Annotated in this window: 19 protein-coding genes; 10 read left to right on the top strand and 9 right to left on the bottom strand. The window is 38.8% G+C overall.

The annotated features are described in order from the left end of the window. Nucleotides 1-124: 124 nt before the first annotated feature. Nucleotides 125-604, bottom strand: a complete 480-nt coding sequence (gene smpB / locus DNJ75_RS07080; protein ID WP_117002699.1) for an SsrA-binding protein SmpB — start codon at nucleotides 602-604, stop codon at nucleotides 125-127. 74 nt (nucleotides 605-678) lie between these two features. On the opposite strand from smpB, the gene DNJ75_RS07075 reads away from it, so the two are divergent. The 6 genes from DNJ75_RS07075 to DNJ75_RS07050 all read left to right on the top strand — a co-directional run bounded on the left by DNJ75_RS07075 (nucleotide 679) and on the right by DNJ75_RS07050 (nucleotide 6,393). Continuing rightward, nucleotides 679-1,122, top strand: coding sequence for a type II toxin-antitoxin system RatA family toxin (locus DNJ75_RS07075; RefSeq protein WP_117002697.1), 444 nt, complete (start codon nucleotides 679-681; stop codon nucleotides 1,120-1,122). Continuing rightward, on the top strand, nucleotides 1,119-1,421 hold the full coding sequence (locus DNJ75_RS07070; RefSeq protein WP_117002695.1) for an RnfH family protein: 303 nt from the start codon (nucleotides 1,119-1,121) through the stop codon (nucleotides 1,419-1,421). Before DNJ75_RS07075 ends, DNJ75_RS07070 begins: the two co-directional genes overlap by 4 nt. Nucleotides 1,422-1,567: 146 nt before the next feature. Next, the gene (locus DNJ75_RS07065) at nucleotides 1,568-2,602 is read left to right on the top strand and encodes a PDDEXK nuclease domain-containing protein (protein ID WP_117002693.1); all 1,035 of its coding nucleotides are present in this window, start codon (nucleotides 1,568-1,570) and stop codon (nucleotides 2,600-2,602) included. Nucleotides 2,603-2,714: 112 nt separating this feature from the next. Continuing rightward, nucleotides 2,715-3,137, top strand: coding sequence for a hotdog fold thioesterase (locus DNJ75_RS07060; RefSeq protein WP_117002691.1), 423 nt, complete (start codon nucleotides 2,715-2,717; stop codon nucleotides 3,135-3,137). Between the two features lies 1 nt (nucleotide 3,138). Further along, complete coding sequence (gene mnmC / locus DNJ75_RS07055; RefSeq protein ID WP_157968253.1) at nucleotides 3,139-5,103, top strand: bifunctional tRNA (5-methylaminomethyl-2-thiouridine)(34)-methyltransferase MnmD/FAD-dependent 5-carboxymethylaminomethyl-2-thiouridine(34) oxidoreductase MnmC; 1,965 nt, start codon at nucleotides 3,139-3,141, stop codon at nucleotides 5,101-5,103. A gap of 90 nt (nucleotides 5,104-5,193) precedes the next feature. Further along, nucleotides 5,194-6,393, top strand: a complete 1,200-nt coding sequence (locus DNJ75_RS07050; RefSeq protein ID WP_157968252.1) for an MFS transporter — start codon at nucleotides 5,194-5,196, stop codon at nucleotides 6,391-6,393. Nucleotides 6,394-6,401: 8 nt separating this feature from the next. Here DNJ75_RS07050 and DNJ75_RS07045 read toward each other — a convergent pair whose 3' ends face one another. The 4 genes from DNJ75_RS07045 to DNJ75_RS07030 all read right to left on the bottom strand — a co-directional run bounded on the left by DNJ75_RS07045 (nucleotide 6,402) and on the right by DNJ75_RS07030 (nucleotide 10,330). Continuing rightward, entirely contained in the window at nucleotides 6,402-7,607 is a 1,206-nt protein-coding gene (locus tag DNJ75_RS07045; RefSeq protein WP_117002684.1) for a multidrug effflux MFS transporter, read from the bottom strand. A gap of 13 nt (nucleotides 7,608-7,620) precedes the next feature. Next, on the bottom strand, nucleotides 7,621-8,790 hold the full coding sequence (bamB, locus tag DNJ75_RS07040; protein WP_157968251.1) for an outer membrane protein assembly factor BamB: 1,170 nt from the start codon (nucleotides 8,788-8,790) through the stop codon (nucleotides 7,621-7,623). A gap of 14 nt (nucleotides 8,791-8,804) precedes the next feature. Then, nucleotides 8,805-9,452: a YfgM family protein gene (locus DNJ75_RS07035; protein ID WP_117002680.1), complete on the bottom strand. Its 648-nt coding sequence runs from the start codon at nucleotides 9,450-9,452 to the stop codon at nucleotides 8,805-8,807. Between the two features lie 128 nt (nucleotides 9,453-9,580). Further along, complete coding sequence (locus tag DNJ75_RS07030; protein ID WP_117002678.1) at nucleotides 9,581-10,330, bottom strand: TatD family hydrolase; 750 nt, start codon at nucleotides 10,328-10,330, stop codon at nucleotides 9,581-9,583. A 101-nt stretch (nucleotides 10,331-10,431) separates the two neighbouring features. Here DNJ75_RS07030 and DNJ75_RS07025 point away from each other — a divergent pair, with 101 nt between their 5' ends. Further along, complete coding sequence (locus DNJ75_RS07025; protein WP_117002676.1) at nucleotides 10,432-11,778, top strand: alanine/glycine:cation symporter family protein; 1,347 nt, start codon at nucleotides 10,432-10,434, stop codon at nucleotides 11,776-11,778. Between the two features lie 167 nt (nucleotides 11,779-11,945). Here the strand turns inward: DNJ75_RS07025 and DNJ75_RS07020 are convergent, their stop codons facing one another. Together DNJ75_RS07020 and DNJ75_RS07015 are read right to left on the bottom strand one after the other, a co-directional pair. Then, nucleotides 11,946-12,206 (bottom strand): BolA family protein, encoded by a 261-nt coding sequence (locus tag DNJ75_RS07020; protein ID WP_117002673.1) that lies wholly within the window; start codon nucleotides 12,204-12,206, stop codon nucleotides 11,946-11,948. A 4-nt stretch (nucleotides 12,207-12,210) separates the two neighbouring features. Then, on the bottom strand, nucleotides 12,211-12,795 hold the full coding sequence (locus DNJ75_RS07015; RefSeq protein WP_117002671.1) for a 5-formyltetrahydrofolate cyclo-ligase: 585 nt from the start codon (nucleotides 12,793-12,795) through the stop codon (nucleotides 12,211-12,213). 267 nt (nucleotides 12,796-13,062) lie between these two features. Here DNJ75_RS07015 and DNJ75_RS07010 point away from each other — a divergent pair, with 267 nt between their 5' ends. Continuing rightward, on the top strand, nucleotides 13,063-15,366 hold the full coding sequence (locus tag DNJ75_RS07010) for a hypothetical protein (RefSeq protein WP_117002669.1): 2,304 nt from the start codon (nucleotides 13,063-13,065) through the stop codon (nucleotides 15,364-15,366). A gap of 61 nt (nucleotides 15,367-15,427) precedes the next feature. Here the strand turns inward: DNJ75_RS07010 and secB are convergent, their stop codons facing one another. Continuing rightward, nucleotides 15,428-15,886: a protein-export chaperone SecB gene (gene secB, locus DNJ75_RS07005; protein ID WP_117002667.1), complete on the bottom strand. Its 459-nt coding sequence runs from the start codon at nucleotides 15,884-15,886 to the stop codon at nucleotides 15,428-15,430. Between the two features lie 113 nt (nucleotides 15,887-15,999). Next, the gene (locus tag DNJ75_RS07000; protein ID WP_117002664.1) at nucleotides 16,000-16,887 is read right to left on the bottom strand and encodes an NAD(+) kinase; all 888 of its coding nucleotides are present in this window, start codon (nucleotides 16,885-16,887) and stop codon (nucleotides 16,000-16,002) included. A gap of 369 nt (nucleotides 16,888-17,256) precedes the next feature. On the opposite strand from DNJ75_RS07000, the gene DNJ75_RS06995 reads away from it, so the two are divergent. Together DNJ75_RS06995 and DNJ75_RS06990 are read left to right on the top strand one after the other, a co-directional pair. Further along, complete coding sequence (locus DNJ75_RS06995; RefSeq protein ID WP_117002661.1) at nucleotides 17,257-19,392, top strand: adenosylcobalamin-dependent ribonucleoside-diphosphate reductase; 2,136 nt, start codon at nucleotides 17,257-17,259, stop codon at nucleotides 19,390-19,392. Nucleotides 19,393-19,486: 94 nt separating this feature from the next. Beyond that, nucleotides 19,487-21,316: an alpha/beta hydrolase fold domain-containing protein gene (locus tag DNJ75_RS06990; protein WP_117002658.1), complete on the top strand. Its 1,830-nt coding sequence runs from the start codon at nucleotides 19,487-19,489 to the stop codon at nucleotides 21,314-21,316. Nucleotides 21,317-21,318 lie beyond the last annotated feature (2 nt).

Raw genomic sequence — 21,318 nt, 5'->3', positions numbered from 1 at the left:
ACATTGAGCTGTTGGTGGTCGTGTTATTGCTCTTGTCATGCTTGGTTAAAGCCTATCAACATCCATTTTTGGTAAGTATACAGGGGAACTAGCACATAATCACGCTGTCATCAATGCGTAAGTCCTAGCTCTTTTTAAATAAACGCTCTTTTTCACGTTTCCAATCATGCTCTTTAGAGGCTTGACGTTTATCATGTAGTTGTTTGCCTTTGGCAATCGCGATCTCAATTTTAACGCGTGAGCCTTTCCAGTACATTGCTAATGGCACGATCGTATAGCCTTTGATATCAACTTTGCCTAAGAGCTTATTGATTTCTCTACGGTGCAATAATAGTTTACGCGTGCCTGCAGGAACAGGGACAACATGCGTTGATGCAGAGTGCAAAGGTGTAATCAATGCATTAAAAAGCCAAGCTTCATTGTTTTTAACATGAATGTGGCTATCTGTTAATTGCACACGACCTGCGCGGATGCTTTTGATTTCCCAACCTTGAAGCACAATACCTGCTTCAAAGCGCTCTTCAATTAGGTACTCATGAAAAGCTTTTTTATTTTTGGCAATCATACTACTGGTTGCCGTTGATTTTGGTTTTATCTTTGCCATTGTTTTGCAAAATAGTGCATAAGCGTTACAATAGCCAAGATTCTAACATGAACTTATGACATAAGAGAAACACTATGACAACAATTCATCGAACGGCATTGGTTGAATACAGTGCTAAAGAGATGTATGACCTTGTAAATGATATTGATAAATATCCTCAGTTCTTACCCATGTGCCAAGCAGTAGAAGTGCACATGCATACCGAAACCGAAGCTGAGGCGACACTCAAAATTGCCAAAGGTGGCGTTAAGATTGATTTTGGCACGCATAATGACATGATTCCAAACAAAGAGATTAAGATACGGTTAATTAAAGGACCTTTTAAACGATTGTTAGGCGTGTGGCATTTTATTCCTTTAAATGACAAAGCCTGTAAAGTAACACTTGATTTAGAGTTTGAATTCTCCTCCAAAGTCATGGCATTAGCATTAGGTGTTGTTTTTAATACGCTGGCTAATACGATGCTTGATGCTTTCTGTAAGCGTGCTAAAACAGTGTATGGAGCGGAAGCTGTATGAAGGTAGAAGTGATTTATGCTAACCCACAAGAGCAAAAGCTATATCAACTTGAGTGTGATAAAAATACAACTGTCAGAGATGTGATTACACAAAGTGGGGTATTAAGTGATTTTCCTGAGATTGATCTAATGACGCAATCAATAGGCATTTATAGTGAAGTTGTGACACTTGATCATATTGTAAAACCTGATGATCGTATTGAAATTTATAGAAAACTCATCATTGATCCCAAAGATGCCAGAAGAATTCGCGCTGAAGAAAAGCGCAAAAAAGATGGATTAAAACTGTTTGGGGCTTAAAAGAGAGTAAAGATGGTAATTAAAAAATCTCAGTTATATTCATCACTACGGGCAATTTGTGATGAGCTACAGTTAAGCATTAACTATTATTTTGTGGGATTCATGCAAACAAAGGCTGTTGTTATCGATATTGAGAGGACAGATAGATGAGCTTTCCTAAAGATACTCAATTTATGAGCCTAATTAATGATATTGCCATTATTATTGAAAGCAGTAGGCAACAAATACGTCAAACTGTCAACCATGCGATGGTTCAAAGCTATTGGGAAATTGGTCGACTAATAGTAGAGCATGAGCAAAAAGGCGAAACTCGAGCAGCTTATGGTAAGCAGCAGTTACAGTTACTTTCAAAAGAACTTACCGAGCGCTTAGGAAAGGGCTTTGATGCAGGTAACTTACGTAATATGCGCCAATTTTATATTACTTTTCCAATTCGCTACGCGGTGCGTAGTGAATTGAGTTGGACACATTATCGTATTCTTATGCGAATAGATAGTTTGACTGCACGCGAGTGGTATTTGCAAGAAGCAATTACGCACGACTGGAGCGCCAGAGCATTGGAACGTCAGATCAGTAAATTATATTATGAGCGATTGCTATCAAGTAAAGACAAAGAGCTCGTGGAGTCAGAGGCGGCACAAGCAACAAAATCTTTGGCAGAAGGCGCTAAAGACTTTTTACGAGATCCTTATATTCTAGACTTTCTTAATCTTCAAGATAAGACCTACCAAGAAAGTGATCTTGAAGAGGCTATTATTAGTAATTTGCAACAATTCTTATTGGAGCTAGGTAAAGGTTTTGCATTTGTAGAACGTCAGCAACGTATTCGCTTTGAAGATGAAGATTTTTATATAGATTTGGTGTTTTACAACTTTAAGCTTAAGTGTTTTTTATTGGTTGATTTAAAGCTAGGTAAACTTAAGCATCAAGATATTGGACAAATGGATACTTATGTGCGTTTGTATGATGAACAGAAAAAAGGCAAAGATGATAATCCAACCATCGGCTTAGTGTTATGCAGTGAGAAAAGTGAAGCAGTTGTTAAATACTCGATATTATCAGATCAAAAGCAGCTGTTTGCCGCAAAATATCTGCCTTACTTGCCGACAGAGGAAGAGCTGATAAGAGAGCTTGAGCGCGAACGGGTACAAGCGCTGATAAAGCTGAGTCAAAAAAGCTGAGCCAAATAAGAGGAAACACCAGTGAATAAAGAATTATTGCAAAAGACTGCTTAAAAAGCTTTTCACTAAATATTTTTGAGAGAAAATTAACAATTAAACGTTGGAGAAAAACATGAGCATTTGGAAAACACCTGTAACACTAGAGCAAATGAATGAGCGAGGAGCTGGTTTGTTCTCGGATACTTTAGGTATTCGTTTTACTGAGTTAGGTGATGATTATTTGTTGGCAGAAATGCTATTGCAAAAAAAACACAAGCAGCCAATTGGGATAATGAATGGCGGGGTTTCTTGTGGGATTGCTGAAACTGTTGGTAGTACTGCCGCGAATTATGCCGTTGATTTGACAAAGCAATATTGTGTTGGGTTAGATATCAATACCAACCATATTCGTCCGGCAACAGAAGGTGTATTAACGGCTAAAGCCTATCCACATCATATAGGGCGAACAACACATGTATGGGCAATTGAAATTATCGATGAAAAGGGGCGTTTGATATCGATCAATCGTTTAACGATGGCTGTCAAGGATCGCTAAATTGCAAAATGCAAAACTCAAATGGCAAGAGACAGGTGAACCATTCTCAGATGAATTTGCTGATGTTTATTTCTCAAAACAGAATGGGCTTGCCGAGAGTGAATATGTTTTTTTAGATGGGAATCAGCTGAAAAAAAGATTTGAAAATCTTGATCAAAATGCGCATTTTGTGATTGCTGAGACAGGTTTTGGTACGGGGTTGAACTTCCTTGCGACGCTAAATCTTTGGGATAAATGCACACCTAAAACGGCTAAATTAAGCTTTATAAGTTGTGAGAAATATCCGTTAACTTATGGTGATTTAGAGAAAGCATTATCGATATGGCACGAGCTTAAACCTCAAGCTGATCAATTACTTCAGGCTTATCCAAATAGCTTTTATATTGGTGCAACATCTTTAAATATCACTGAAAATATCAATTTAACGTTATTAATCGATGATGCAGCAAATGCGTTGGCAGCAATTGATCTAAGCATTGATGCTTGGTTTTTAGATGGCTTTGCTCCGGCTAAGAATCCTGATATGTGGTCGGATGATTTATTTAAAGAGATTTATCGCTTAAGCCATGGCAAAACAAGCTTGTCTACCTTTACTGCAGCGGGTTTTGTTAAACGGGCGCTCGAAGCTCAAGGTTTTGAAGTGAAAAAACAAAAAGGTTTTGCTCATAAACGTGAAATGATTTGTGCTGTTGTTAAAGACACAAAAAAATTGGCACAAACCAAGATTAAACCGTATTTTGCCAAACCGCAATTAACACTAAGCAAAAAGCAGAAAGTTGCAATTATTGGTGCCGGAATGGCAGGGTGCGCGCTAGCCTATGAGCTAAGCCAATTAGGCTTTGAAATTGATCTATTTGATCAATATGATGATATTGCGCAAGGTGCCTCAGGTAATCCTTATGGCATATTAAAACCTTATATTACAGCCGATGCTAATATCTCTGATAACTTTCATACCCAAGGCTTTGTGCATACCAGAGATTATATTTTGAAGCATAAAAGCGAGATTGATTTTAATGAATGTGGTGCTTTGGAGTTATTAAGTGATAAAAAAACACAGTTACGTTTTGACAATATTATCAAAAAGCGTGCCTATCTTCATGGTTTGCTGCAAATCGTTGATGCAGCAACAGCTTCTGAAATTGCAGGCTGTGATATTTCAAAAGCTTGTGCTTATTATCCAACGGCAATGATGGTTAATCCTTACTCGTTATGTCAGAGCCTCATTCGTAATAGCAAAAATGTGAATTTGTTTTTATCGCATCGCTTAGATGAATTTGTCAGATCAGATAATACATGGCAGCTGAGATTCACTGATAACAAAAAAAATCATAGAGGATCGTTAGTATACGATGCGGTGGTTTTTGCTGGCAATGCCTTGCTTATAAAAGACCTTGAGGCATTTAAACATATAGAGGTTTATCCATCATATGGACAAATCACTCAGGTGCAAACTTTGTTAAATAATAAAACAATCATACTTGATCAAGGCTATATTTTGCCAAGTGTTAATGGCAAACAGCTTATTGGTGCGACATTTCGTGATAATAATGATTTAATGGCTGAAGTGCGTCAGAGTGATCATAATGTTAACTTGGCTCAATTAAGCCATGTTATTGATCCGTCAGTAGATATGAAAATCATCTTGGGACGTGTATCATTACGCTGTGTCACTGCGGATCATGTGCCGATGATAGGTGCCATTGCTGATAACGTGAAGTTCATTGAGCAGTATTATCAACGGTTACAAAAGGGTGTTATTTTAAAGGCGCTGCCTCATGCAGAATATCTATCAGGGCTTTATTTATTGACTGGTTTTGGTTCAAAGGGATTATGCTCAATGATGTATGGCGCTAAGATATTAGCTCAATTGATGAGCAATGGATGCCAAGCGTCAATGCTAAATTATCTTATAGAGGGATTGCATCCCTTAAGGTTTAATATAAGAACTTTTAAAAAGGGATGAGCTTTTATTGCATTTTAATCTATAATAATGACTGATAATGTAAGAACAAAAAATGGATGTTAAAAGATCATGGGAATAGAAAAACTGTCAATGATAAACAGATCAAAAAAAATAACATTAGTTATTCTATTTATTGCCGCAGGCTTTGTCTTAGCCTACCCTCAAGCAATGATGGATATCTATTTGCCAGTGTTGCCATATTTGGATAAAGCATTAAATACATCAAAAGAAATGGTGCAGTATACGGTAGCATTTTTCCTGTTGGGTAGTGCAATTTCACAACTTATTTCAGGTGTGCTATCTGATCGCTTTGGGCGTGTGCGCATACTAATTTTAGGGTTACTTATTACGATGTTAGGTAGTGCTTTGTGCCACGTTGAGCACACTATCGAGTGGATGCTTGTTGGACGGATTTTACAAGGGATTGGCGCTGGTATGGCGGCTGTGTTAGCACGTGTCATCGTTGCGGACTCTTTTCAAGGCAAAGCTTTTTCAAAAGTCTATGCGCTTCTTATTGCATTTTCAGTATTTACTGTATCAATTTCTCCGGTGATCTCAGGCTACTTAATGCAATACCAAGGATGGCATAGTGTCGTTAGCTTTATGTTTTGGTATGCTTTGATCATTGCGTTAATCGTAGGTTTTGGATTGATTATTGGTAGAAATGCCATTCAATCAACTACTTCACATATAAAAATAAATATCGCACAAGTAATAAAAATTATGTTTAATCTACGTTTTCTAAGTGCTACGTTAGTGATGTTTTTTGTTTATGGTGTTGTTGCTAGTGTGCTTTTAACCTACCCTTATATTTTTGTTCAAGTTTACCATATGCCGGTTGCAGCATTTGGTTGGGTTATTGCATTGGTTATTTTATGTATGCTCATTGGTGCATGGTTGAATAGTATACTCCTTAAAAAATATACGATGATGACGTTGGTTAAAGTGGCACTCATTGTCATGTTTATTAGCATGATTGGTGTGACCTTATCATCAAATACCAGTACTTATATTACTGATATTATCTGTCTATCTGTGTTTTGGCTTGTCTATCTTTGGGTTTATCCCAATATGATTGCCATTGCAACATCGGTTTATCCTGAATATAAAGGCACAACAATCGCGATCTTTAGCTTCATTCAGATTATTGGTGGCTTTGTATTTACCGCGCTAGGTGCTTGGCATGTCTTAGATACGGTTTATGAGCTTGGCGTTACTGGCATGAGCGGATTACTGTTAGCGTTAATCTCTTTTTTCATTTTGCAACGCACAAGTCTAAAAGGGGAATAGTGATAAATTTAATTTACCCTTTTAAGCCACAACATATAAATAATTAAAACCACAATACTTAGACTGGAGAGGAAAGTGAAAGCAATCGGCATCGACAGTATATCGCTAAAGGGTAATACCGTCACAATTGCTGTGATAAGTGAAGCCGCACCCATTTGAAAAAAGCCCATCATTGCTGACGCAGATCCTGCTGTTAAGGTAAAAGGAGCAAGTGCCTTGGCGGTGGCAATTGGAATAACAAACGATATCCCAGTAAAAAGAATGATTACAGGTGTTAATAAGCTGTATAAATGAACGATGTCAAGTGACATAAAACACAAGAGCATAATTGCACCGATAAGGCTAATAATCATGCCAATGAGTAAAATCCCGTTTTGACTAATCTTATGTACCAAGTAAGTGCATAATACCGAGCCAATCATAAATGCCAGTACAATCCCTGCAGCAATGAGGATAAACCAGATTTTGTCTAAGTGTAGTATGTTAATGACAATGCCTGGAGCTTCAACCAAGCAGGCATACACCATGCCGATATTAAGCCCCAATAAGCATAGATAAACAAAATAACCGCGCGCCTGATATAACTTAAAATAGTTAATAACTAGCTTCTTGGGACGTGTTGCACCATAGTTCTTTTGGCGTAGTGTTTCAGGGAAGAGAAAAATCACTGCAATCAGCAATATAATGGCTAAGACAAATAACACAATAAAATTTGTCTGCCATGAGATAAAGGTGCCGACAATGGCTCCTGCCCCTGGAGCAATTGCAAAAGCGGCATTCATCTTGGCAAATACTTTGCCTTGATCTTTTAAGGAAAATGCATCGCGTACGGCAGCACTTGAGATAACAGCGCCAGCACAGGCGCCAAACCCTTGTAGGAAACGAGCAAAAATCAATAGGGTGATATTTGGACTGATGAGGCACACAATTGAGCCGATAAGGAAAATAGCTGCACCAATAATCATAATCGGTTTACGCCCAAATCGGTCAGAAAAAGGACCATACAGTATCTGACTGATAGAGTAACCTAAAAGATAAAAGGTAATGGTTAATTGAACATTATGGTAAGGTGTATTAAAGGCTTCGGCAATGCTTGGCAAAGAGGGTGCATAGATCGTATCGCCAAAGGGACCAACTGAAATCATCAGCACCAGAATAAATAAAGAAGGAGCAATAAATGCCGCAATTTTCTGCGAAGTGTTTGTGCTAGACATTTACAAGATGTTTTTATAGTTGGATAGCAGCAAGTGTGCCACTGTTGGTTTGAACAATGATCGATGTGCCCGCAGCAATAGGTGTAGCACTAATACCATCACCACCAATTTCAACACGTGTGAGATATTTACCTGTTTTGGCATTAAAGATATGCACATAGCCTTCGTAATCACCCACGGCAATCATGTTATTAATATATAAAGGCGCTGATGGCTTACGTCCTTCAAGCTCAGTGGCTTGCCAGAGCTTATCACCTGTTTTGAGATTATAAGCGGTAATGTCACCTTTAGTATCAGTTGTAAAAATAGCCTTTTGTCCCAATGCTATATTGCGATAAATAGACGCTTTTTTCTGCCAGTTCATGCTACCTAATTTTGTGTTAAAACTAATTAAATTGCCTTGGAATGTTGCGACATAAAGTGTGTCATTATGAATGATAGGTGTGGCAGTAATATCAACCATCTGTTGCGCGGGTGAGCCTGATTGAGGTAAAGCAATCGGGTTATCCCATTGTTTTTCACCAGTGGCTGTTTTTAAGCCCCATAAACTCCCAGAAGAAGTGCCAGCAATTACTAAGCCTTGGTAAATAATAGGTGAGCTGTTGCCAACTAACATTAAATCAGGCGTGGCAATGCTTTGTGTCCATAGTTGCTTACCATCTTTAAGATTATATGCTGAGATGCTACCGTCATGTGTTTGTGTGTAGATGACATTGTCAATAATAGTCGGTGCTGAGAATAAGCTGCTTGGTAATGCGCTTTGCCATAGTACTTTGCCAGAGCTAGTATCTACTGCCACTAATGTACCACGCAAGCTACCGGCAACGGCAACATTACCACTAACCGCAACCGCTGAGCTTAACTGCAATTTAGTATCAGTTGACCATAAACGTTTGCCTGTTGTTGCATTTACCGCTGAGATATATCCGTCATAGCTTGATGTGTAGATCACGCCATTTTCAATAGCAGGTGTTAACGTTAAATCGATTTGCCCATCATTGCCATTGCCGATATTGGTATCCCAGACGTATTTAGCATCTAAGCTTGATTTAAATTCAACAAGTGGCTTAGGTGGCGTGTCATTACTTTTATTACCACAAGCAACTAAAGCGCCACCAAATACAGCAATCAGTGCAGTGCTTAGAATAATTTTTTTAGTATTTTTGATTGTTAACTTTGTCATATGTTTATCCGTTATCATTTGCTTAATGCAGCAAGATTATCGATTTTCATTTGTAATAAACTTTTAATACTTGCTAACTCTGGCTTGTCGGCTTGAGATAGTGCGCTTTGCCAGTATGTTTTCGCTTTGGCATAATCTTTGTTAGCAAAATAAGCATCACCTAATAGCATATTGCTTGAGAGAGCGAAGCCCGCCAATGTGATGCTGTTAAGTGTTGCGATGGCATCAGTTGTTTTGTTTTGTGCTAATTCAACGCGAGCAAGGCGAAGCTTGGCAATCGCTTGTAGATTTGGGTTAAGCGTATTATCAGCGACCTGCTTAAGACTCGCTGCTGCTTGATCTAATTGATTTTTCAAAACCGATTGCTTAGCAATTTCCAAACGCGCAAAATCAGCATAAATTGATTTAGGATAAAGTGAAATCAAGTTTTGTGCTTGATTTAAAATCGCCTCTGAATTACTTGATGCATTATCAGCAATAAGGGCTAAGTTTTGGTAAAGCTCAGCTGCTTGCACATTGTTTTCAAGCTTTCTTTTTTGCCAATATTGCCAGGCGATGATAAGTATTAAAATAACGCAAATTAGTGTCACTAGCTTCGAGCCATATTTTTTCCATAAAAGCTTTACTTTATCTAACTCATTATTATCCAATTGTTCAGCCATATTTATTGTTCGTCTTGATCAAAACATTGTGTGGCAATATATCATAAAGCGTGGTGTCACTGTAGTATATTATTGGCTTTTGCTAGATAAAAACGGCAAAATGTTTGGGGTAAGGGATATCGGTTGTTTTAAATAATCTGTTGTGCATTTTGTGCCAGTATTCGATGTATTTGATCTTTAGAAAGATTAAAAATGTCAACCAACAGATCGCGTGTTTGCAATAGTGATAATGGTGTGTTTATTTCATTAGCACTATTTGGTATCGACATATCAGGGGAATCGGTTTCCAGTAAGATGTTTTCAATGCCTATACGTTTTAAAACATTGGGCAATTTGCTATTAGGGTAATGCAAAATGCTGCCAATACCCAGTTTAAAACCCAAATCACAATAAGATCTTGCAATATTAAAGCTACCAGAGAATGCGTGAATAATACCACCATGCATAAAGTGATGATGTTTTAATGTGGCAATCACTTCATGATGTGCTTTAACACTGTGAATGATCACAGGCATTTGTAAATCTTGGGCAATCGCTAATTGTTCATTAAAAAAGAATACTTGCTGATCGAAACTCTCGATAAAGCGCTTATCTAAACCAATTTCACCAACCAGTGGAATGTGATGCGCTAAAAGCCACGGTTTCAGTGCGTTAAGGTGCTCTTTCTGATGTTGTTCAACAAAACATGGATGTAAGCCCAATGCCGGTGTGATTGAGGGGTATTGTAAGCTTAAATCAATGACTCTTTGCCAGTTACTAAACGCTACAGCCGGATTAATAAAGTGAGTAATATCTTGCTCAACACACTGATCTAAAAGATTGTTGCGCATGCGATTAAAACAAGGAAAATCAAGATGGCAGTGGCTGTCTGTAAGCATAAAAGTAAGTGTTATTTATACATCATGCACAATATTGTAATGCAAATACATGTTTTATTGCTATAGTCAATAAGGGTTTGATGTTCAATGGAGGAAAAATAATGGAGTTTATTCATAATATAGTCGCGTCAATCAATGGTTATGTATGGGGTCCATACATGTTAGTGCTTATCTTAGGCGTTGGTTTGTTTTTGATGTTAGGCTTAGCGTTTTTGCCGTTAAGGAAACTAGGGTTTGGTTTTAAGTTATTATTTAGACGTCACTCAAATGACACTAAAGAAAAAGCAGGGGAAATCTCGCCTTTTCAAGCATTGATGACGGCACTCTCGGCAACGATTGGAACAGGGAATATTGCAGGGGTCGCAACGGCCATTGCCATCGGTGGACCAGGCGCGATATTCTGGATGTGGTGCACGGCATTAGTTGGCATGGCAACGAAATATTCCGAAGCGGTATTAGCGTTAAACTTTCGCGAAGTTGATCAAAAAGGGGCTTATGTTGGTGGTCCTATGTATTACATCAAAAATGGCTTAGGCAAACGTTTTGTTTGTCTTGGTATACTTTTTGCTATATTTGGTTCTATTGCTGGCTTTGGTATTGGTAATATGGTGCAGATTAACTCAATGGCAGATGTCATGAGTCAAAACTTATATATTCCCAGTTATGTTACCGGCACATTTGTTGCATTATTAGTTGCCTTAGTCTTGCTTGGAGGTATTAAGCGAATTGCCGAGGTTGCCAGTAAGATTGTTCCTTTTATGGCAGTAGTCTATTTTGTTAGTTGCTTTATCGCAATTGTTTTAAATATTAGCGCTTTGCCAGCAGCTTTTGCTTTGATTTTTAACTATGCATTTAGTCCAATTGCTGCCACTGGTGGTTTTGCCGGTGCTGGTGTGATGCTTGCCATTCAGATGGGTGTCGCACGCGGCGTGTTTTCCAATGAGGCGGGTTTGGGATCTGCTCCTATTGCACATGCTGCAGCTAAAACCAATAGCCCCGTGAAACAAGGTACAATTGCTATGCTTGGGACATTTATCGATACAATTGTTATTTGCACGATGACAGGTCTTGTCATTATCCTATCTGGGCAGTGGAGTAGTGGCTTAAATGGTGCAAGTCTCTCATCAGAAGCAATGAATACCTTAATGCCAAATTTTGGCGCTTGGGTGATTACCTTTGGTTTAATTTTGTTTGCATTTACGACAATTCTAGGCTGGAGTTATTATGGTGAGCGTTGTGTTGAATTTTTGTTTGGTGTGAAAGCCATTATTCCTTTTCGGATAATTTGGGTTATTGCAATCCCAATTGGCGCGGTGTTAAAGCTTGATTTTGTGTGGTTATTAGCAGATACCCTAAATGGCTTAATGGCGCTACCCAACTTGATTGCATTGTTATTATTAAGCCCGGTAGTATTTAAGTTATCTTATGCCTATTTTCGTAAAAAATAAGTCGGCTATGACCATATTCCCACCCACTTTGATTGCGTAAACGTTGGCTGAGCGTAAGTCGAAGCCGCTATGAAGTGTGATTTTCCTAAGCTTACACACTTCGACTAATGCTCAGTGCATCGCTTTTACTTATACTCAGGGTACGGTGAGCACTTGTGGGTGAATATTTAGCTTTTATCGATTTGAATCGATAGTGCATGAATCTGGGTTTGCATGAGCTCACCTAAACAAGTATAGATTGCTTGATGTGCCTTTAATGTGCTAAGTGAACTAAGCTGTTCACTGGCAATGCGTAATTTAAAGTGCGATTTCCCCGCTTGAAACTGTTTATGCTTTTGATGTTTATGCGTCTCGTCAATAAGCTCTAATGTAGAAGGTGAAAACGCTTTTTCAAGTTTATCAATAATTTCTTTCTCTAATGTGTTCATATAATCAGCGGATGATGCGTGTTGGTGTAATAATGGTGTCCATTTTAATATCCCAATCATTCATTGCAATCGACTTATGTTGGAATTTGTCAAATTGTTGCTCGTCAAAAGCAATGCCAACAAATTCAGTTTGATTAAAGGTTTTGCATAATGCTAATGAGCTATCATAAAATCCTCCACCCATACCAATGCGATTTTTATGTGAATCAAAGCCAACCAATGGCACGATAATCATATCAAGCTCCCATGGGGCTAAAATGTCTTTGGCAATAAATAAGGGTTCTTTTAGGTGATATTTGTTAAGTCGTTTATTCTCTGTTTCTTTAGCAAAAAAAAGTTGGCGCTTTTTAAATGGGTGTAATACCGGATAGTAAAGCGCGTGAGTTTCACTTAAAATCTCATCAATCCATCGTGGTGAGATTTCCTCATCAGATGCATAGTAGCTTGCTATTTTTTTCGGACTTGAAGTTAATAAATAATCATAATAGTCAAAAAAAAACCTTTGCAGTTCTTTAGCATATGTTGTTTTTTGTATCTTAGGAATTGCTTGCCGTTGTTGGCGTAAAGCTTGGCGAATACTTTGTTGCATAGCAAATATCAATATCAGAAATAAAGCTCATTGTATGAGAAAAAATACAAATAAGTCGATGCAAAATTGTAGATTGTAAAAATAAATCTAGCCGCGTGTATAAAATCTAATTAAAAATGTTTTCAATATCAGCAAAACGGCATATGCTGTTTTTTATCTTTTTATTAAATACTGAGTGTCAATGACCGTCCATCTACATAGCTGTGATAAAAAGACTTAAGTAAAAAACGAGGGAAGTATGTAGAACAGGTAATACAGGAGGAAAATATGACAATTCAACGTCTACAGGATCAATCAAAAGCTTTGACAGAAGTGATTACACTTTTTTCAAAAGAGGCTAAAGTCTACGCACAAGATATTGATAACTTGGCAAGTCAATATTGTTTTAGGATGACGCTGGAGGAAAAACGCCAACATCGCTTTGATGGCGTAATAGATGTGGTAATGGGCATGACAACGGTGGCTGCGACGTTTTTTGGCGGTTCATTTGGTCGTGCGATTACTACCAGTGTTAACAATATTTATAAGGCACCACTGGTTGACGGAAGCTTAAAAGAGCGTGTTGCCAATACGTTACGTGTTGCTGTGACATCGGATCTGACGAATTATATTGCAGCCAAAACCATTAGTGCGGATATTCGTGGCTTTAGTATGACTGATCCGATGACTGGCAAAAAAAACTATGATCCGACAAATGAGCTTTATACTGCAAAGTATAAGGCTCAGAACTGTATTAATGAATTTCTAAACACTATGGTCAAATCTGGTGATCGTGGGGCAATTGACAGCAAAACAGTTGAAGAAAAGATTGACTATTTGCAGCGCAATCAAGATAGATATGCTGAATACGCGTTAAACCAAGCTATTTTAATGGTGACCTTGCGCTTGTATCATCTTAAATCAATTACAAAGGGAATTAATTATAAGACCAACTTGTTATACATTAGTCTTGCTAATCTTGTTGCAGCTGTTCAACCAGCAGAGCGTCATCTAGGAACCAAAGCGCGAGAGGTCTACAATCGCTTTTATGCCGACAAGGACAAACTAGGTGATATGACACCCGAAGAAGTTAAACAAGTGCGTCAAGAACTGCTTAAGAAAGTTATTCATTCTGAAGTGATGGCATCTGATTCAAGCTATAATCGCAAATATAAAAAACTCAGTTTCACAAATAATGGACTTCAAAGTGAGTCGCTTGAAAGCTATCCTGTTTATGAATTAAGGCAAGTTGGTCAAGTTAGACAAGCCGAATATAGCATAACGCGAGAGCAGTTTTTTAAAGTGATTGACACCAAAGTCACTTTATGGGCTTATTTTGATGATTACAATAGCTACTTCAATAAAAAGCTAGGTGCTGAAGTGAAACGAGAGATCTCTAAAATCATTCCTGATCATTATCAAAAGCACTGGAAAGAAACTTTTGGCAATGATTTGCGTGTACGCGACTTAGCAATGGTTTATTTAATCAAGGTTATTCCAGAGTTTATTTTAAATGAGCCGATATTTAGCTCATCGCTAACAGGTGAGAACTTAAGTGATGCGATGAATCAATATTTGAGTGCTTTATATAATGGCATGAGTAGTGCTTGTTATTTTTATTTAGAATTTTATTCATTGCGCAATCGAGTGGCTGGCAGATATACTATTAGACAAAGAGATATTGATGATGCCGTTACTTTGAGTTTTTGCTTGGCAGAAAAAATAAAAGGAATTCTGTGCGCGCCTTTATATCGTGTTAAGGTTGATGCTGCCGTATCACCGCTTGGCAAAGAAAAGCTTAAAATCTATGGCCTTGATGAAGAGCATTTAAACGAACATAATCAAAAGTTAAATAGCAATGCTTTTTTAACGCTAGTTAATGCTTTTGATCTAAGCAAAGTCAAAGGTTTTGCCGAAGATAGCACTCCCATAGATAAAGGGATATTACCTACGCAGCGTAATGAGCTTGCCACAAAAGTTTTTGATCGACTGAAAACGTTTATTTTATCTTGGGATACAGTAGTTCCATATGTTGCCAATCATGCTAACGATTACCAAATACACGCAGAGATTAATCAAGCATTTGCGGATGTGTTGCCAAAGCCAACAGCTATTTTGAGTTTAACAAAAACAGAGATCACTCATGCGCAGATTACGCATGCGGGGGAAGACTTTAAAAACATCAGTGAATTTTATCAGGATCGTGGTAATCAGCGCTATGTATCAGGCGGTATTGCGGTCAAAACAGGGATGGTTGAAGCTGGTAACGAGCGAACAGAGTATGGGAATTACGGTGAGAAATATTTACAGCATTCGCTCACAAGCCTGAATACAAAGGTTGGGGCAACAAGTCAAAAGCCTGAGCTTAATAAGGCATCACGCTATTTTGCATTACAAAAGAGCTTTCTAAAACAGCGTTTGAGTTTACAAGCCTATCATCATAAAAAAGCGAGTATTGAAGATGTGCTTGAGAATATGGAAGAAACAATGCTTCTAATCACTGCTGAGTTGTTTGCAGATGAAGAAGAGGTAATTGAAAATATAAAAAATAGTCAGCAAAAGGAAATTCAAGAACAAAAAGAAAGAGCTTGACTCTTAGCGCAGTTGCCAGACTATGTTGATTAGCTATGAAAAAGCTATTTTATACTATAATTTAGTGCTGTGTCTGCTCACCTGATTGCTGTTGCGCAAGTCGTTGCATATAAAGTGCATCAAAGTTAATAGGTGCTAGATTAATCTGTGGGAAACCGCCACGATTGATTAGGCTATCAATGGTTTCTTTGGCATATGGGAATAGTGTGGTTGGGCAAAAAGCGCCTAGCATTGGTGCAATTTGATCTTCCGGCATGTTTTGTAACGTGAAAATACCCGCTTGAGAAACTTCGATCAAATAAGCATTTTTATCATTGTTTTTAACAGTAACAGTTAAGCTTAGTTCAACTTCATATACATCATTATCAAGCTTTGAAGATGTTGTATCCACATTAACATTAGCCTCAGGTTGCCATTGTGCTTTAAAAACATCAGGCGTGCTTGGTGCTTCAAATGAAATATCTTTGGTATAAATTTTTTGAACAACAAAGTTAGGCTGACTATTTTGTGTGTTTTCCATGTTTAATCCTATTATTTTCTGTCAAATTTGAGACGTTATTATGCCCGATCAAAGCCTAAATACCAATAGCTTTACTGGCAAACAAAGCTCAATGGTTTGAATTTAAGGAAAGATTAAGGAAAGAGCATTTTGCCCCAATGAAGTTTTGAACGTAATGAGTGAAAATAGTCATAATCCAGTGGATGCAGGATCGTTACTGATTTTGGGCAGCGACTAAGTTTTATAGTATCCCCTGGCGTGAGTTGTAGCTTCATGTGTCCGTCAAAACTTAAGCTTGGTTCTGGATTGTTATACTCGCCAATAGTGATTTGAATATCACAGTTGGCATTTAGAACAATCGGGCGGCTATTTAGCGAGTGTGAGAACATCGGCACCATAACAATGGCGTCAAGTCCAGGATGCATGATAGGCCCCCCTGCGGAGAGTGCGTGCGCAGTTGAACCTGTAGGGGTTGCAACAATCATACCATCAGCACGTTGATCAAAAGCGTAACGGCCATCGATATGGACATGCATCTGAAATAAACGGCTATGCTGACCTGCGGCAATGACAATATCATTTAATGCCACGGTTTTTTCAGGCGGGCAGATGTCGCTTTTGATTGATGCTTGTAGCATAAAGCGTTGTTCCTGTTGATAATTCCCTTCAAGCACATCAAACAAGCGCGTGCTTAATTCATCGGGGTTAATATCTGTTAGAAAGCCAAGCTTGCCACGGTTAATCCCGACAATGGGGATACTACTTAGCAGAGATAAGCTTCTTGCCGCATTTAAGAAATTACCATCCCCGCCAACAACGACAGCAACATCACAGTGTTTTGCAATTGCTTTTAAATCATAACCTTCACCAAAGCGATGATCTAAACTCTCTGCCGTTTCAGCTTCAAGATAAATGCGTGCTGAGTGCTCAATCAATGTATGCGCAAGATACTCAACGGTTTCAGCAACTGCTGGGTTATCGTGCGTGCCGATGATGGCAATCTTCTTAAAAATAAAACCCATGTTGTATAGATTGTCCTTAATTTTTTAAACCACAAAATGATACTCAAGCACTACAAACTAAAGCGCATGGTCATTGTTAACTGGTTGGTTTCTTGTCACTAAAAGATGTCCATTATCATATATCAGTTAAGTATTCTTTACCAAATGCTTTTGTTTAAAATTGCATGGATAATTTAGGTTAAGCACTAAATAAATGCATATCAAAACGGTACTGCTGCCTCGAAGGTTTGTTTTGTCACGAAACTCAATTAAAGCCGATGAGTCAAGTCATATCATGAAAATATTCAAGGAAAAAAATACCGCCATTCATAAAAAATAGCGCTAGAATAGCACGAGTATTTTTTGGTTTTTAAGTTATGAGGAGCCCCCATGTCGTTGACAGAAGCAACAGCTACAATAGATTTTCAAGCAGCATCCTTGGATATTTGGGATAGTAAATACCGTTTGAAAACACGTTTAGGTGAACCGGTTGATCAAGATATTGATGCGACATATCAGCGTGTTGCGAAAGCATTATCAGAGGTTGAAAAAACCAAAGCATTGCAACAACAACATTATGAAGAATTCTTGTGGGCATTAAGAAATGGTGCCATTCCCGCTGGAAGAATCGTCTCTAATGCTGGCGCACTTGAGCATAAACCTGCCACCTCTACAATCAACTGTACGGTGTCAGGTACAATTCATGATTCAATGGATGATATTTTGCAAAAAGTGCATGAGTCAGGATTGACACTTAAAGCCGGATGCGGGATAGGTTATGAGTTCTCGACATTACGTCCAAAGGGTGCGTTTGTCGCAGGCGCTGGCGCGCATACCTCAGGTCCCATGTCATTTATGGATATCTATGACAAAATGTGCTTTACCGTGGCGTCAGCAGGTGGCAGACGTGGTGCGCAAATGGGCACATTTGATGTTGGACATCCTGATGTATTTGATTTTATCCGTGCCAAGCGTGAGGATGGGCGCTTGCGCCAATTTAACTTATCACTACTTATCACTAAAGACTTCATGGATGCGGTTGAGCATGATGGGCAGTGGCATTTGGCTTTTCCAATGACTGAAGCTGAGCAAAAAGCGCATAACATTGATTTACAGGATAAGTCACAAGTATTATGGCGCGACTGGGCAGTGAAAGAGGGGTATATCAGTGATGAGTCAGGACTTGTTGCGTGCAAGATTTATAGCACGATCAAGGCGCGTCGCTTATGGGATATGATCATGTCATCAACCTATGATTATGCTGAACCTGGATTTATCTTAATCGATAAGGTTAATGAGGATAATAACAATTGGTTTTGCGAGACCATTCGTGCAACAAACCCATGCGGTGAGCAACCATTACCACCTTATGGCTCTTGTTTGTTAGGTTCAGTTAATTTAACTAAGTTTATTGAAGCACCATTTACTAAAGAAGCACGTTTTGATTGGGATAAATATCGTAAAGTCGTGCGTATTTTCACGCGTATGCTTGATAATGTCGTTGAAATCAATGGCTTACCATTAAAAGAGCAACGTCATGAGATCGAATCCAAACGCCGCCATGGCATGGGCTTTTTAGGTTTGGGCTCTGCAATTACCATGCTTAAGATGAAATATGGCAGTAAAGACTCGGTAGCGTTTACCGAAGAAGTTGCCAAACAAATGGCATTAGAAGGTTGGCGTGAAGGCGTTAAACTTGCCCAAGAAAAGGGTAGTGCGCCGGTGCTTGAAAAAGACTATACCGTCACTGAAGAGTTTTTGCGCTTGCGTCCTGAGATGGCAGCAGATGGGATTAAAGTTGGCGATGTAATCAAAGGGCGGATGTTGCACGCTAAATATAGCCGCTATATGCAGCGCATCTCTCAAGAGGATATCTCTATCATTGATGCCATTGGTGAGCAGGGTTGTCGCTTTACCCATCACACATCGATCGCTCCCACTGGCACGATATCGTTATCACTAGCAAATAATGTCAGTAACGGTATTGAACCAAGCTTTGCCCATCACTACGCACGTAATGTCATTCGTGCAGGTAAAAAATCCAAAGAAAAGGTTGATGTGTTTTCTTATGAGTTATTAGCATATCGTCAGTTAGTCAATAAAGAAGCCATGCCATTTACCAAGGATCCAACGCAAAAATTACCAGAGTATTTCATCAGTGCCGATAATGTCAAACCAAAAGAGCATGTTGATATTCAGGCAGCCGCACAAAAATGGGTTGATTCCAGTATTTCAAAAACAGCTAACGTGCCAACGGATTTCCCATTTGCTGATTTTAAAGACATTTATCTTTATGCCTATCATCAAGGCCTAAAGGGTTGTACGACCTTTAGGTTTAATCCTGAAGTTTTCCAAGGCGTGTTGGTTAAAGATGAAGATCTTGAGAAAACCAAATATCGTTTCACGCTTGATGATGGCTCAGTGCTTGAGCTAAAGGGTAATGAAATGATCGAGTATGATGGCGAAGAGCATACAGCAGCGAATCTTTATGATGCTTTAAAAGAAGGGTATTACGGCAAGTTTTAATCCTTAAAAATAAAACTTTGGCTGTTTTAGATTGGATAAATAGCCAAGACTATCCGATAATATACATCAGGCAATTAATCCATAAGGAAAAATTATGTGGGCAATTATCGGTAGCAGTGGATTTGAAGAATTTGATGAGTTTGAAGTATTAGAAACCTTGCCGCGCGAGACACCATTTGGGCTATGTTCAAATGGCTTTTATCGTATTAAGGTTGGCGATGCTGAAATGTTATTTTTGTGTCGCACAGGACAATCTGAAAATATCTTACCAAGTAAAATCAATTATCGCGCGAACATTTATGCCCTTAAAAAATATGGTGCAACCGCTATTTTAGCCTTGTCATCTGTGCGTAGCTTGCAAACGGTATTAAAACCCGGCGATATGGCGATACCTTACCAGTATATTGATCGCACTAAGGGGTTGCGTGAATCGACGTTTTGTGATGATGGCATCTTAGCCTATGTATCCTTAACCCATCCAATCAGTGAAAAAGCTGCAGATATTATCAAAAAACAAAAAGCGCATTTTGATTTTCCAATTCATTTCGGGCAAATCTGTGTATGTATTGATGGACCACAATTTCCAACGATGATTGATGCTAAATGTTATCAGGCAATGGGTGGTGGAGTTATTGGGATGACTGCCTTTCCTGAGTTTGCCTTAGCACGCGAGGCGGGGCTTCATTATTTACCTTGTAATTTTATCGTTGATTATGTGCCATGGTCAGATGATATCGCCAATAATGATTGTATATTACAAACGCGCTTTGACAACCATGCTAAGGCTGTGATGTTAATTCACTGGGTTGGTGAAAACTTAACTGAATTCTCACAAAGTGATTGTAGTGATCAAGGTATTGCAAGCTCAATCAGTGGCATGGGGGACAGAATGACACCACGCCAGCAAAGCTGGTTTAACGTGTTAGCGAAATCTCATAGTGAAACGATTGTTTCTACATCAACTGCTGAAAGTATTCGTGAAGTAACCCTTTATCACGGGCAAAAAGCGGTGCCAGAAAAACTACAAAACTTATTAGATTTCGTCAATAAGTATAGAAAGGATGAGGTTTTATCCATTGCAGGTGTGCGCAAATCAGCAGCATCGCTTATGCTATATGCTGGCAACAAAGTCGATATTGCCTCTGTGCGTGATTTTGCGGTGAAGGTAGATGGGCGTGAGATTAATGTGCGCTTATATCATCCAAATCCTAAAGAACATCTACCTATTGTGATTTACACTCACGGTGGCGGATTTGTGTCTGGAACGCTTGATTCATTTGATGCGCCATGTAGGCATTTGGCACATACGACAAATCGTGTGGTGTTAGCTATTGACTATCGTTTGGCACCTGAGAACCCGTATCCAGCAGGCTTTAATGATGTCTATCAAGTCGCTAAATGGGCATATGAGCATGCTGTGGATATTAAGGCTGATCATAATGACCTCACCATGATTGGTGATAGCTCAGGAGGCAACTACACGGCACTTTGTGTTGAGAAATCCATTCAAACAGGCGAGTTTACGGTAAGCAATCAAGTGCTTATTTATCCGACAACTGATTTAACACATAACACCGAGTCAATGCGTGAATTTAGCCAAGGCTATTTGTTAGAGTCACGTCAAGTCAATTGGTATAACGCACAGTATCGACCTGAAAATATGGATGGTACTGAGCCAGAGATATCGCCACTATACATTAAAGATCTTGAAAAAATGCCACGCACAATGGTGTTTACCGCAGGCTTTGACCCATTAAGAGATGAAGGTTTACTCTTTGCGCAAAGCTTGATGGAAAAAGGAGTTGACACACACCATTATCATTTTGATAACATGATTCACGGCTTTATTAATTTTGGTAAATTAGTGCCGCAGGAATGCGAAGTATTGTATCAGCGGATTGAACGTTTCTTAGCTGCTAAATAACG

It is taken from the genome of Cysteiniphilum litorale (assembly GCF_003428165.1).
GTDB classification, from domain to species: Bacteria; Pseudomonadota; Gammaproteobacteria; order Francisellales; family Francisellaceae; genus Caedibacter; species Caedibacter litoralis.
This window is presented reverse-complemented; position numbering and strand designations above follow the sequence as displayed.

Coding starts and splice junctions, on each gene's coding strand:
- smpB (WP_117002699.1), bottom strand. CDS start 604: ATGGCAAAGATAAAACCAAAATCAACGGCAACCAGTAGTATGATTGCC.
- DNJ75_RS07075 (WP_117002697.1), top strand. CDS start 679: ATGACAACAATTCATCGAACGGCATTGGTTGAATACAGTGCTAAAGAG.
- DNJ75_RS07070 (WP_117002695.1), top strand. CDS start 1,119: ATGAAGGTAGAAGTGATTTATGCTAACCCACAAGAGCAAAAGCTATAT.
- DNJ75_RS07065 (WP_117002693.1), top strand. CDS start 1,568: ATGAGCTTTCCTAAAGATACTCAATTTATGAGCCTAATTAATGATATT.
- DNJ75_RS07060 (WP_117002691.1), top strand. CDS start 2,715: ATGAGCATTTGGAAAACACCTGTAACACTAGAGCAAATGAATGAGCGA.
- DNJ75_RS07050 (WP_157968252.1), top strand. CDS start 5,194: ATGATAAACAGATCAAAAAAAATAACATTAGTTATTCTATTTATTGCC.
- DNJ75_RS07045 (WP_117002684.1), bottom strand. CDS start 7,607: ATGTCTAGCACAAACACTTCGCAGAAAATTGCGGCATTTATTGCTCCT.
- bamB (WP_157968251.1), bottom strand. CDS start 8,790: ATGACAAAGTTAACAATCAAAAATACTAAAAAAATTATTCTAAGCACT.
- DNJ75_RS07035 (WP_117002680.1), bottom strand. CDS start 9,452: ATGGCTGAACAATTGGATAATAATGAGTTAGATAAAGTAAAGCTTTTA.
- DNJ75_RS07030 (WP_117002678.1), bottom strand. CDS start 10,330: ATGCTTACAGACAGCCACTGCCATCTTGATTTTCCTTGTTTTAATCGC.
- DNJ75_RS07025 (WP_117002676.1), top strand. CDS start 10,432: ATGGAGTTTATTCATAATATAGTCGCGTCAATCAATGGTTATGTATGG.
- DNJ75_RS07020 (WP_117002673.1), bottom strand. CDS start 12,206: ATGAACACATTAGAGAAAGAAATTATTGATAAACTTGAAAAAGCGTTT.
- DNJ75_RS07015 (WP_117002671.1), bottom strand. CDS start 12,795: ATGCAACAAAGTATTCGCCAAGCTTTACGCCAACAACGGCAAGCAATT.
- DNJ75_RS07010 (WP_117002669.1), top strand. CDS start 13,063: ATGACAATTCAACGTCTACAGGATCAATCAAAAGCTTTGACAGAAGTG.
- secB (WP_117002667.1), bottom strand. CDS start 15,886: ATGGAAAACACACAAAATAGTCAGCCTAACTTTGTTGTTCAAAAAATT.
- DNJ75_RS07000 (WP_117002664.1), bottom strand. CDS start 16,887: ATGGGTTTTATTTTTAAGAAGATTGCCATCATCGGCACGCACGATAAC.
- DNJ75_RS06995 (WP_117002661.1), top strand. CDS start 17,257: ATGTCGTTGACAGAAGCAACAGCTACAATAGATTTTCAAGCAGCATCC.
- DNJ75_RS06990 (WP_117002658.1), top strand. CDS start 19,487: ATGTGGGCAATTATCGGTAGCAGTGGATTTGAAGAATTTGATGAGTTT.